Origin of the sequence: Nostoc sp. DedQUE08 (assembly GCF_034530895.1) — a bacterium.
Classification (GTDB): Bacteria; Cyanobacteriota; Cyanobacteriia; order Cyanobacteriales; family Nostocaceae; genus Nostoc.
On sequence record NZ_JAVRCD010000003.1, the window covers coordinates 257817 to 271888 of the forward strand.

The following is a 14072-nucleotide window of genomic DNA, read 5'->3' on the forward strand; positions in this document are numbered from 1 at the left end:
CATCCTATGATTTGCTCAAAGGATTTTTCAGTAGTTTAATCGCTACTGGTACTGAGTAGGTTTTTCGAACTGCTCGATAAACGAGTGTTCTCGAACCATTGTAAAGTTCTTCAGTTATGCGATATCCAGGAATCCTAACAAAAGTGCTGACCATACTGCTCAAGGAGTGATGATTTACAGATATAGTGTTCCCAGATATTTCAAGTTATTTAGAAACAAGAATAAAAATTTACACCGGAATTTCAATGAGAAATTCTGTTCCTTCACCAAGAACAGAGTTGCAACTCAATTTACCGCCGTGGGTTGATTCAACGATTTGTCGAGCGATCGCCAACCCCAACCCCGTACCTTTTCCCACAGCTTTTGTAGTAAATAAATGCTCAAAAATCTTTTGTTTAACTGATTCGCTTATTCCTTTGCCATTATCAGCAATGGTAATTTTTACAACACTATTTGCTAGTGAAGTATTAATTGTAATGCAATTAATATTTGTTTGAATTTCCTGAAAACTGCGTCCAATATTCGACTCATCTATTGCATCAATAGCATTAGCAAGAATATTCATAAACACCTGATTTAATTGACCAGGAAAACATTCAATTGGCGGTAAATTCCCATAGTTAGTTATCACTTCAATAGCTGGACGTTGTTGGTTAGCTTTGAGGCGATGTTTGAGAATCAGAAGGGTGCTATCAATACCTTCGTGAATATTAAATAGCACTTTATAATCTTGATCGGCACGAGAAAAAGTGCAGAGTGAAGTGCTGATTTTTTTCAGCCTGTTGCACGCCATCGTCATAGATTCAATTACCTTAGATACGTCTTCTAAGCTATATTCCAAATCAATTTGCTCGGCATGGTCAATAATTTCCTCACTGCTATTTGGGAAAGTTGTTTGATAGAGTTTCAGGTGTTCGGTAAGATCGGCAATGATGGGTTGAGTTTGTTGCAGACTAGCAGCAATAAAGCCCAAAGGATTATTCATTTCGTGAGCAACACCAGCAACTAAGTTACCCAAAGCAGACATTTTCTCACTTTGGATCGTTTGTAATTGGGCGTTTTGCAAATCGGTTAGCGCCTGTTGTAATAAGAGCGATTTTTCCTCTAAAGCAAGTTCTACTTTTCGGCGTTCGCTAATATCCAACAAGAATCCATCCCAAACTATAGTTCCATCGGCTTTTTGTTCTATTCGGGCTTGGGAGTGAATCCATTTAATCATCCCAGATGGTGTAATAATTCGCCCTGACCAGTCAAAAGAAGTTAAGGTTTGCATTGAGTCAATAACAGACTGCTGGTAACTTGCGACATCATCTGGATGCATTCTCTCCAGGAGCAGCTGCACATTAGCGATCGCTTGTTCGGCTGTAATTTCGTATAGTTCATAACATTCTCTACTCATATAGGTGAGAGACATTGCACCATCAGCAAATATCTGATACTGATAAACAACCCCAGGAACATTATCTACAAGTTTCTCAAAGCGAGAGTTACTCGCACTCAATTCGGCAAGCGATCGCTCTAACTGTTGGGCATATTCTAAGGAACGTTCGTAGAGTCGGGCATTTTCTAGGGAAATGGTAGCTTGAGCGCAGATTAAATTCAGCAGTTCGACGCGATCGCTGGTGAACGCTCCCATTGCTAAATTATTTTCTAGATATAAAATGCCCATCAACTTGCCTTGACGCAAAATCGGACTGCACAAGATACTCTTGGGCTGTTGACGAACAATATATGGATCGTTGGCTAAGGTGGGATCTGCTGTCGCATCCACCAGGACAACAGTCTGCCTGTTGTGCTTGACTTTGTAAATCAGCTTCAGGGGAATATCTTGGCTCTCTTCAATGGGAATGCGCTGCAATACAATTGGTTGTGACCCCTCAACAATTAACCCTTTGACCAACAAGCGATCGTCTCGCAACAACATCAACACGCATTTATCCGCCCCTGCATCTTCGATGACGATTCTAAGCAACGATGAAAGCAGTTTTTCAAGTTCGATTTGCTCTGAAAGAGTTTGGGAAGCTTTGAGAACAGCTGCTAAATCTAGGGAATCAGAACTGCTGCTAGAAGTGGCCGAACTGGTGTATGTAACGCTCCCCAAAGCGAAGATGGTTTCGTTAATGGAAAGGGGAGAACGGGTTTGCTGTAATATCGCAGCAAGTAGTTGAGGATAGCGTTTTTCTAAATCAGCAACCTTGGCTTTGGCTCCCCAACGAACATAGCCATAGTAAGCTTGAATCATATACTCCTGAGCAATCCGCTCCTTATCCCATTCCAGGTAAAACTTTGCTGCTAGTTCGTTGGCGAGTGCTTCAATTTGGCTAAAGTGATTTTCTTTGGCTGCGGTAATGGCGCGATCGTAACAGGCGATCGCATCTGCGTAATTACCAGAAACTTTTGCCATTTCAGCCCCAAGCAACAGCGATTGATGCAAAAAGTTCTCTGGACAAGTCTCGGCCCAGGTTTCTAGAAGCTGGCGGTGCTGCTGCATCACATTCCAGTAGTGTTGTTGATTCTCTGGTGTTGCTTGGGGATAAAGCGCGGCTAAACTAAGTGGGTAATAGAAGTGGAATAAAACGATCGGAAACAGACCAAGATTAGAAGCCAGGGTTTTTTCAGCAATTGCAGCAACTTCCAGGGCATCGGCATAGCGACCGTACAAGTACAATAGCTGGAGTTTCAAGAAGCAATACCAATTGATCCCAGCTTCAAAATTATTCTTTTGCCAAGCATCAAGACAGACAATCTGGCGATCGCCGCGATCGACTAGCAGATCGGGTTCTTCTAATAAACCTTGCAGGTGCAAAAGAAATTGCTGTTGGAGATTAAATGTCAGCGTCATGTTCGCATTATTTACTTGTTGCACATAGCTCAAGTATTTCTCGGTTTCGGCATACACCTCTGATAAGCAATCGCCCTTCAGCAGCATTGTCCAAATCAGACATATTACTGCCCAAATGCCAAACCCAATGTCACCTGTTTCATAACTAATCTGAACAGATTGTTGGTAAACTGCGATGTTTTCCACCAGTGGTCTGTTGTAGGGATTGATTGTATGACCAAAAACGTTATTGGTTTTAGGAATGAACTTGGTGCTATTGAATTGGCGATCGAGCTTTTGCCCTAAAGTAGCGAACTCATAAGCACTTCGATAGTCTCCCTGAATTGTGAGCATCATCCCATACAAACAATAAGCGCAACCCGAACTTTCGGCATTGCCATAGGTGAATGAAGTCTGAACCATTAACAGGATGCTGAGAATTGTCAGCGCTTGATTGCCACCAACATAAGCAGCTCCCCATAAATCGGGGAGGATTGACATACATACTTTCTTCGCCGGATCGGTCATCGCAGGCAGATCGAATAAATCTGCGGGTTGCACAGTTGCCAGTTTGGAATGAATTTCCTGGAGTGTAGTTGCAATTAGCGCTTGCTGACCTGCATCGGTTGCCGGAATGCTCATACCCATAACACTCAAGCCACTCAGTGCAGCTTCATAAGCGGCGAGTAAATTCTCTCCCTGATTGGATCTCAGAGCTAGTTGCAGCCCATAAATGTCTGCTAGCTCGAATTTATTCTCGACGTACTGTAATGCCTGATGGAAGAGTCGTTCTGCCTCGTCAAAGCGTCCTGTGATGTATTCGCATTCTGCACATTCCCGATAAAGCTTAAACGTGAGGTCGTAGGCAGTTTGCCAACTATCTTCGGGAAGCATTTCCATACCGATCGCACAGTATTTAATGGCTGCTTTATAAGCTGTGGAAACTTTTGCTTTTTTGCCAGCAATCAGATTCAACTGCGCTAACTCATAGCGATCGGCGATCCGATTTATCAGAGCAATTCCATTGTTCAACTGATTAACAATATCAAAAACATTCAGTTCTATGGCTTCAGGTGCAGTATTTTGCAACAGCAATTGCCCAATTTTGAGATGAGTCGCTTGCTTTTGGTCGTCAGGAATCAGAGAATAAGCAGCTTGTTGGACGCGATCGTGCAGGAACCGATAGGTCGGATTAACTGTCTCCCCTTGGGACTTTTGGGCATCCTGAAAAAACTTGTAAATCTGACTTGTGGGTAAAATCAAGCCTTCCTGCAAAGCTTTCCACAATGCTGTGGCTGCATCGGTTGGCGATCGTTCTGAAACGATCGCCAATGTTTCCAGATCGAACTGTGCCCCCACACAAGCAGCCAGCTTCAGTATCTCTTGAGTGGTTTGTGGCAACTTTTGTAATTGCTGCGCCATGAATTCAACCACATCATCAGTAAGCGAGAGCAATTTCACCGACACCATATCGCATTGCCAGTGTCCAACTTGCAGGTTATATGTAATGTAGTTCTCCTGATGTAAAGCTCTGAGAAATTGGGTAGCAAAGAAGGGATTGCCTTTGGTTTTTTGATAAACTAACTCTGCCAGGGGTTGTGCTAGAACTGTGGAACAACTGAGGGTGTCGGCAACCAAACAATCGATCTGAGATTGACTTAACGGGGTGAGGGTAAGGGTACTGATAGTTGCCTCAGCTTTCTTCATCTCCTCCAGTATCAGCATTAGCGGATGGCTGGGAAAGACTTCGTTATCTCGGTATGCCCCGATTGTTAGCAGGGAATCCACTTCGCTTTGACTCATCAACACTTGCATTAAACTCAGTGAAGCTGAATCTGCCCACTGCAAGTCATCGAAGAATATCACTAACGGATGTTCTAGTGTAGCGAACGCGGCAATGAATTTTACAAATACCAAGTTGAAGCGGTTCTGGGCGGCACTACCATTGAGTTCTGGGGCTGCTGGTTGTTTGCCGATAATCTGCTCTAGTTCGGGAATGACTTCAATTAGGACTTGCCCATTTTCACCTAAAGCACAGAGGATTTTCTCTTTCCACTGCGCTAGTTGCTCATCAGTTTCGCTTAACAATTGTTCCATTAAATCTCGGAATGCCTGTACAAAGGCACTCAACGGGATATTGCGGTTAAACTGGTCAAATTTGCCTTTGATAAAGTAGCCGCGTTGTCTGACAATCGGCTTATGCACTTCGTTGACAATAGCAGTTTTGCCAATCCCCGAAAACCCAGCAACCAGCATCATTTCTGTTGTGCCAAGGCTGACTCGCTCAAATGCTTGCAGGAGAGTTTGAACCTCCATGTCTCTGCCATAAAGTTTATCGGGGATGATGAAGCGATCGCACACATCCCTACTCGCTATTTCAAAGCTCTCAATCTTACCCGAAACTTGTAACTGAGTTAAACAATTTTCTAAATCAAACTTTAATCCCAACGCACTCTGATATCGATTTTCGGCGTTTTTCGCCATTAATTTATTGACAATCTCCGAGAGTACAAATGGGATTTGTCGGTTAATGTCATATACTAGCAGTGGAAGTTTTGCAATATGACAATGCACTAACTCCATCGGATCGTTTGATGCAAAAGGTAATTCTCCCGTGAGTAATTCGTAGAAAGTTACGCCGAGTGAATATAAGTCTGTGCGATAGTCAATCCCCCGATTCATTCTGCCTGTTTGTTCGGGGGAAATATAAGCAAGTGTCCCTTCTAATACATTAGGATTGATTACTGTCTGCGTTTCTTGTGGTAGTAAAGATGCAATACTAAAGTCAATTAATTTAACTTGTTTGGTTGCGGGATTAATTAATATATTGCTGGGTTTAATGTCTTTGTGGATGATGCGCTCGTGGTAGAGTAAATTTAAGGTGTCGCACAGAGCGATCGCAATTTCTAGAAACTCCTGTAGAGATTGTAGATTCCCTGTGAGTTCCCATTCTTTGAGAGAAATCCCGCCAAAATCTTCCATTACCAGCGCATAGCCATTCTCATAGGCTTGAAGGCTATAGCTTTGGACGATTAGCGGTGAGTTGAGATTTTTAGCAATGGTGTATTGATTGCGAAACGACAAGAGTTCGCCAAAACTCGGATAGGGATTTTTCAGCAGTTTGATCGTTACTGGTAAAGAGTCACTCTCTCGATACCCTCGATAAACCAGCGTTCTCGAACCATTGTAGAGTTCTTCAGTTATGTGATATCCGGGAATCCTAACAAGAGTGCTGACCATAACTGCTCAAAGAGTGAGATTTACAGATATAGTGTTCCCAGATAGATTAAGTGTTTGATAAACAACAGCAAAGATTTACATTGCAATTTCAATGAGAAATTCTGTACCATGACCCAGAACAGAATTGCAACTCAATTTGCCACCGTGGGTTGATTCGACGATTTGTCGGGCGATCGCCAACCCTAACCCCGTACCTTTCCCCACAGATTTCGTAGTAAATAAATGGTCAAAAATCTTTTGTTTGATTTCTTCACTCATCCCCTTACCGTTATCTGCAATGGCAATTTTCACGAGCTTCTCTACTATTGAAGTGGTAATTGTAATTCGGTTGGAATTGGCTTTGATTTCCTCAAAATTACGTCCATGATTCGATTCTTCTAATGCATCAATAGCATTCGCTAAGATATTCATAAATACCTGATTCAATTGCCCAGGAAAGCATTCAACTTGAGGTAAATTACCGTAGTTAGTGACAACTTCAATCGTCGGACGTTCAGGGTTGGCTTTCAGACGATGTTTGAGAATGAGAATGGTACTATCAATACCTTCGTGAATATTAAACGGTACTTTGTAGTCTTTGTCAGCACGAGAGAAAGTGCGGAGTGAAGTGCTGATGTTTTTGAGCCTGTCACATGCCATAGTCATGGAATCAAGCATTTTGGGCAAGTCTGATAAGCTATATTCCAAATCAATTTCTGACTCATGGTCGAGAATTTCTTCGCTCTTGTTTGGTAAAGTTTCTTGATAGAGTTTTAAGTGTTCGATAATATCAGTAAACGTTGGTTTAGCTTGTTTGAGACTGGCAGCAATAAAACCGAGAGGATTATTCATTTCATGGGCGACACCAGCAACTAAGTTACCCAACGCAGACATTTTCTCACTTTGAACAATTTGTAATTGAGCTTGTTGCAATGCCAGTTCTGCTTGCTTGCGATCGCTAATATCCAAAAACAATCCATCCCAAACTAGCGTTCCATCCACACGCCGTTCAATTCTAGATTCGCCGTGAATCCACTTGACGATTCCTGATGGAGTGACGATTCGCCCCTCCCAGCGCCAGTGAGATACAGTTTGAACGGTGTCAGTACTTGATTCCTGGTAAGAAGCCACATCATCAGGATGTACCATTTTGTCAAAAAACTTCGCATCGGCAGCAGCTTGCTCTGGCGTAATTTCGTACAAATTGTAACAGTCAGCACTGATGTAGTTTAACGATAGGATTCCATCAGCACTCATCTGGTATTGAAAAACCACCCCAGGCACGTTGTCTACTAAGTTGTGGAAGCGAGACTGGGCGGCACTCAATTCGGCGAATGACTGTTTTAGCTGTTGGGCATATTCTAAGGAACGTTCGTAAAGTTGGGCATTTTCCAAGGAAATTGCAGCTTGAGCGCATAGTAAATTGAGTAGTTCGATGCGTTCGCTGGTGAATGCCCCCGTTGCTAAGTTATTTTCTAGATATAAAATGCCTCTCAACTTGCCTTGATGCAAAATCGGGCTACACAAAATACTCTTGGGCTGCTGGCGTATGATATAGGGGTCGTTGGCTAAGGTGGAATCTGCTGTTGCATCCAGCAGGACAATAGTCTGACTGTTGTGCAAGACTTTGTAAATGAGCTTGTGGGGAATATCCTGACTCTCCTCCACAGGAATTTTCTGCAACACTACTGGTTCTGTTCCCAAAGTCATTGACCCTTTAATCAACAGGCGACTGTCTCGCAACAGCATTAACACGCATTTATCAGCCCCGGCATTTTCGATGACGATTCTCAGTAACGATGCAAGCAGTTTCTCCAGTTCGATTTCACTGGAGATAGTGTGAGAGGCTTTGAGAATCGCTTTTAAATCTAGGATATCTGAGACACTACTGCTAGAACTCGTAGAAGTGGAGGTGACAGTTCCCAAAGCGAAGATGGTTTCGTTAATTGAAAAGGCCGAACGAGTTTGCTGTAATATGGGGGCAAGTAGTTGCGGATAGCGTTTTTCTAAATCGGCAACTTTGGCTTTTGCACCCCATTTGGCGTAACAATAGTAAGCTTCTTGCATATAGCCTGCGGCAACTTTTGCTTTACCCCAAGCCAGGTAAAATTTAGCTGTCAGTTCGTTAGCTAAGGCTTCTTCTTGGAGGTAGCCGTTGGCTTTAGCAAAAGAAATAGCGCGATCGTAATAATCCCCTGCTTCATAATTCTTGCCTAATACTCGGTATTTTTCTGCCTCTACCAAATCCACCTTATGCTGGTAATTCATGGGTGCATGATGCGCCCATTGCTGTAAGTGGGTTTGGTTTTCTGTTACACTCTGCAATGCTGCTGATGTTGCATCTAACTGTGGATTCAATTGTGCCAAAGTCAGCAGCGAATCGTAAAGATAAAATACTGGTTCGCTGACTAATCCCGCACCAGCCATAAAATAGCGCCTGACTTCAATAGCATGATTTTTCGCTGGCTCAATTTCTCCAAACAAGAAACAAAGCATTAGTTTATACAAATGGAAAATATACAATCCATATCCATCATTGGTAGACTGTAGCTGCTGGAGAAATTCTGTTTCTTCAAGGGCTTTTCCAGACAAAAAGGTGGTATGTTCTGCAACTCCTAGCAGATTTAAAACCGGTTGCCAATAAATCCGACAATAATTTGCGGTTGTCAATTGATTTATTTGCATCAAACTATGGCAGTAGGCGCAAATATCCTGCTCTAAGGTAGCCAGGGGTTGACTGCACCAAAAAGAATTGAGACAAAAAGTGTGCCCATTATATCCAGCAAGTATCAGGTTTCCAAATTCTAAGGCACTGGTATAACCCTCTTGCAAGAGGGGTAGTGTTTCTTTAATGTGAGATTTGCGGTGTACAACAAATATCCCCAAGATCATCAAAACATCTGTTTTACTTGCTTTGGCATCGAGTTTTGAAATAATCTGGAGTCCTAGGGAACCAAATTGCGATCCTGTATCTACGGCTTGTAAGAAATTGCAGAGAATACTGCCATAGGTCGCATAGCCTAAAGCAGAAGTCGATGTGTTACCGTACTGAATTGAGAGTTTAACGGACAAACTATTCAACAATGGGTACAGCGCAGAGCCAGAGAGGTAAGCTGCTGGGATTATGATATTGACAATCTTCAGAGTAGCGAGTTTTTCTGCATCCCTCATCTGTGGCAAGTGAACCAAATCGGCAATTTGCCTATCTCCAATCAGTTCCTCAATCTCTTGGATTTCCTGTTGAAGATTTGATGGTGTCGGTGTTTGGGGAAAGCTGACACCAAGCTGTTGTAAGACTGGCTGGGCGATCGCGATCGCACAAGTCAATTTACTTTGGGAAATATGAGATTGAATTCTAATGCAGTAGACATTAACCTTTTCTAGTAAGGAATCTGCCTGTTGAATGACAGTATCAATGAACTGTTCCATCGCCTCAAAGTTACCATTTAGCATTGCCACTTCCGCCGCTAATTCATGCAAGGCAAGGGTCATTTCATACTGTTGCTGCCAAGTATTTCCTCCCAACAAAGACAATCCCACTGTGACATATTCACGCGCTGCTTGATAGGCGGTTGAATTTTTGGCTTTGCGAGATGCAATCAAATTAAGTTGTGCTAGTTCCGAGCGTTGAGTTTGTTCGCTAATTAAAGCCGTGCCGTAATTTAATTGATTGACGATTTCAAAAATGCGGTCAACTCTAGCTTGTGCGGAAATCTGTTGCAGCAGCAGTTGTCCGATTTGGTAATGAGTCGTCTGTTTTTGGTCATCAGGAATCAGGGAATAGGCTGCTTGCTGTACTCGGTCATGTAAGAATTTGTATGTAACAATCAGTTGATTTTCTGATGTATCAGCAAGGGTTTTTTGCCAGACATAAAATTTATAAACATCACCAATTGGTAAAATCAACCCTTCTTGCAAAGCTTTCCACAAAGCCGCAGCCGTGTCAATTTCCGATTGCTGCGAAACAATTGCCAAAGTTGCTAAATCAAAAGAGTTACCAATACAAGCTGCTAACTGCAAGACATCTTGAGTCGAGTGTGGGAATTTTTGCAGTTGCAAACTCATAAAAGTTACAACGTCATCTGTAACGGCTTGAGCCGTCACTTCTGATATATTGCATTGCCAACAGCTTAACTCAAAGTCAAATTGGATTAATCCATCTTGATACAATGCTTTGAGAAACTGTGTTGCAAAAAATGGATTTCCTTTAGTTTTTTGATAAATCAATACAGAAAGATGCCATGCTAGATTTTCTGAACATTTGAGTGTGTCAGCAACTAACTGATTGACTGTGGCTTGATTTAATGGTGTTAAAATAATTGTATTAATTGTTGCTTGTAATTTAGCAATTTCATTCAAAGTCAATACTAATGGATGTGCTGGATTGACTTCGTTATCGCGGTACGCACCAATAATGAAAAGATGACCTGTATCAGCCATTAATAACTGCATTAAATTCAGCGATGCTGAATCTGCCCATTGCAAATCATCTAAAAATATTACTAAGGGATGTGATGCACTGGTAAAGACTTGAGTAAATTTTTGAAAGAGTAAGTTAAAACGATTTTGGGCTGCTGTTCCTGATAGTTCTGCTGCTGGTGGTTGTTCGCCAATAATTCTTGATAGTTCGGGAATTACTTCAATAATGACTTGCCCATTTTCACCAACCGCCTCTAAAATCTTATTTTTCCATTGCCCTAGTTGGACATCACTTTCGGTTAATAATTGCTCTATTAAATCGCGGAATGCTTGCACAAAGGCACTGAAGGGTATATTGCGGTTGAACTGGTCATATTTGCCTTTGATAAAGTAGCCGCGTTGGCGCACAATTGGTTTATGCACTTCGTTGACAACTGCGGTTTTGCCAATGCCGGAAAATCCAGCAACTAGCATCATTTCTGTTGCACCAATTGCACTTGGGCGCCTTGAAGTTCTGCTAGTGCTTCTTCTAGATTTTGTTTTTGTTGTTTGAGTTCTTCTTGTGCTTGGTGACGTTCGGTAATGTCTTCTGTCACTGATAAAATGCCGAAGATATTTCCCTTGGCATCGCGTAAAGGCATCTTGCTCGTATCCATCCAAGTTTGCTTCATTAGGCAAGCCAAAGTCCATCGTTTTTTTATAGATATCCAGCGCCTTAGCAAACGCTGGATTGCGAACCAAAGGTTTCATGGTTTCCAGGTCAAAAAATCCTCCTTGGGTTGTTCCCTGAGATTGCAGCCAGGAACTAGTAATTGAGGTAAACAGCAAGTAACCGGCAAAGCGAGGGCCTTTTGCCATACAAGAGCCGTAGTCTGGTGTACCATCATTATTTAAGTCTTTGCCATGAAACTGTTTGGCGATCGCCAGATAATCGTCCCAAGTTGTCGGAGGCTCTAATCCAGCGGTTTTAAGGAGATCGCTGCGATAGTAAACCATGTGAAAATCACCATCCAACGGTATCGCGTAAATCCGCTGTTTATACCTTGCACTCACATCTCGAAAAATAGGAGCAATATCCTGCCATTGCAAGGCTGAGTCAGACTGAACACGATTAGTTAAATCTTCTAGATCGTAGACATTTGGATGATTCCTCCTTACAGTTATGAATCCAAAACTCCTGTCACAGTTTTAACTGGTAAGGTAAGGACAAACCCTGTGATTTTTGCTAGTACAGAAGTGTAGTTCAGCTTGCCACACCGAGTTTCCTTGATAATTTGGCGTTAGCGAAGCTCACCGTTCGCGTAGCGTCTCGTAGAGAAGGTATCGCTCGCTTTGTTAATTTTTATAACTCAAGCTTGATTAAAAACCATACCTAAAACTAGCTAATAGCAGTAACTTATTAACAGTTGCACAGGTAGATACACTTAAGTTAATCTTTAAACTACCTATGGGCACTCCAATTAAAGCCATATTTAGAATCAATCGACAACAATACAAAAGATGATTAACTATTAACTTAATGACTAACAGACGTCAATTTTTGAAAGGGGTGGCAGCACTTTCTAGCTTATCTTTAGGTGGTTGTGGCTGGAGGCTGGCTGAAGTACGTGCTAATTCTAATACCAATAGTCAGCGCGACCAACTTTATATCTTTACCTGGACGCAATATACTGACAATCAATTACTAAAAACTTTTAGCGCCCAAACTGGCATAAAAGTGCTGGCAGATGTCTATGATTCCAATGATGTCATGCTGGCTAAATTGCAAGCTGGAGGCGGTGGCACTTACAGCATCATCAATCCATCTGATTATATGGTGCAGAAGATGGTAGACAAAGGTTTGCTAACAGAAATAAATCACGATCGCTTAATCGGTCTAGAGAATTTATTTCCTCGCTTTCAAAATCCTAGTTACGATCCCAATAACCGCTACAGTATCCCTTTTAACTGGGGGACAACAGGTTTACTTTACAATTCCGAAAAAATAAAAGATGCACCACAAGACTGGGATTACCTTTGGCAAAATCAAGAGCAACTTAATCAGCGGATGACCTTGCTCAATGATGTTCGAGAAGTGATGGGTGCAACGTTACGAATGCTCGGTTATTCTTATAACTCAAAAAATGAACAAGAAATCAAACAAGCTTATGAAAAATTGAAAGTTCTAAAACCTGCGATCGCCCGTTTTGACACCGACGCTTGGCAAAATCAAATTCTGGCCGGAGATTTGCTATTGGCAATGTGTTATTCGGCAGATGCAGTGAAAATCTCTCAAGAAAACCCTAAACTCAAATATGTGATTCCTCGTAGTGGTTCTTCATTATGGACAGACACTATTGTAATTCCCAAAACAGCCCCCAACCAAGCTGGAGCCTATGCTTGGATTAACATGATTTTGCAACCAGAAATCGCAGCCCAAATCACTCAACGCCTGAATATTTCTACGCCGAATAGCGCCGGATTTGAGCAATTACCAAAAACAATCCAAAACAACACTAATTTGTTTCCGCCAGAGTCACTGTTAAAAAATTGTGAACGTGTTACACCTGTAGGAGAATTTGAAGAGGTTTACGATCGTTATTGGACTCAATTAACTAGCAGTTAAAAGAGTTAGGAGTTAAGAGTAGAGACGCGATTAATCGCGTCTGTACAGGAGTTAGGAGTGATTAATTTGGAAAAAAATGATATTTCTCAAATAGAAAAATTGCAGCATCCCGTTAGAAATTGGTTGCAACCCTTGGTATTGCTTGCACCATCTGGGATTTGGTTATTACTTTTGTTGGTGCTGCCAGCTTTGATTATTTTCGAGTTAAGTTTAGTTGCAGATATCCGACCGGGAGATTTGGTTAATCCCAACGGATTCAAAAACTACATCCGAATATTTGACTCCCTTTACGTGCAAGTAATTTGGCGATCGCTATTTTTTGCGTTTGGCACTACGATAATTTGTTTAATTTTGGGTTTCCCCGTCGCCTATTGGATTGCTCAGATAGCACCGCAGCGTTGGCGAAATTTACTGCTATTAGGCTTTGTTCTACCTTTGTGGACTTCTTCCTTACTTCGTTCTTATGCTTGGATTACAATTCTTCGTCCTTCTGGTTTATTAAACAGTTTACTTAGCAATTTAGGCTTGCCTACTTTGCAATTACTTAATCAGAGTCAAGCTGTATTTATTGGTATGAGTTACAGCTTATTACCTTATATGGTTTTAATTTTATATGCTTCTCTCGAAAAGCTAGACAAGCGGTTGCTAGAAGCTGCGGCTGATTTAGGTGCAAATCCGGTGGAAACTTTTTTCCAAGTAACCGTACCGCAAATTTTTTCGGGAATTGCGGCTGCTTCCATGCTTGTATTTATCACAGGATTGGGGGATTTTGTCGATCCAGAATTACTCGGTGGTGCTTCTAGTATGACGGCGGCGCGATTAGTTTATAATCAGTTTCTTGGAGCAACCCAAAATTGGGGATTTGGTTCAGCCTTGAGTATGACGTTAATTTTGCTTGTTAGTATTGCGATCGCACTTTTAATTAAGTTTGGGGAAGCTACACCCAAACGTTAAAATTTTGGTCACTCATTTATAATAAAGGCATCAAACGCCAGCGAGACAACGGTT

At 41.9% G+C, this 14072-nt stretch carries 5 protein-coding genes and 1 pseudogene; 2 read left to right on the forward strand and 4 right to left on the reverse strand.

The features are described from left to right. Positions 1 to 229: 229 nt before the first annotated feature. From RMY64_RS03655 to RMY64_RS36760, 4 genes and pseudogenes are all read right to left on the reverse strand, one after another. The gene (locus tag RMY64_RS03655; protein ID WP_322699329.1) at positions 230 to 6061 is read right to left on the reverse strand and encodes an AAA family ATPase; all 5832 of its coding nucleotides are present in this window, start codon (positions 6059 to 6061) and stop codon (positions 230 to 232) included. 75 nt (positions 6062 to 6136) lie between these two features. After that, complete coding sequence (locus RMY64_RS03660; RefSeq protein ID WP_416212132.1) at positions 6137 to 10951, reverse strand: AAA family ATPase; 4815 nt, start codon at positions 10949 to 10951, stop codon at positions 6137 to 6139. Continuing rightward, on the reverse strand, positions 10933 to 11130 hold the full coding sequence (locus tag RMY64_RS36755) for a PAS domain S-box protein (protein ID WP_416211820.1): 198 nt from the start codon (positions 11128 to 11130) through the stop codon (positions 10933 to 10935). Before RMY64_RS36755 ends, RMY64_RS03660 begins: the two co-directional genes overlap by 19 nt. 199 nt (positions 11131 to 11329) lie before the next feature. Next, positions 11330 to 11623: pseudogene (locus tag RMY64_RS36760) on the reverse strand (extracellular solute-binding protein); the annotation flags it as partial. Between the two features lie 355 nt (positions 11624 to 11978). Here RMY64_RS36760 and RMY64_RS03665 point away from each other — a divergent pair. Both RMY64_RS03665 and RMY64_RS03670 read left to right on the forward strand, forming a co-directional pair. Then, positions 11979 to 13064: a spermidine/putrescine ABC transporter substrate-binding protein gene (locus RMY64_RS03665; protein ID WP_322672611.1), complete on the forward strand. Its 1086-nt coding sequence runs from the start codon at positions 11979 to 11981 to the stop codon at positions 13062 to 13064. Positions 13065 to 13124: 60 nt separating this feature from the next. Next, entirely contained in the window at positions 13125 to 14018 is an 894-nt protein-coding gene (locus tag RMY64_RS03670; protein WP_322672672.1) for an ABC transporter permease, read from the forward strand. Positions 14019 to 14072 lie beyond the last annotated feature (54 nt).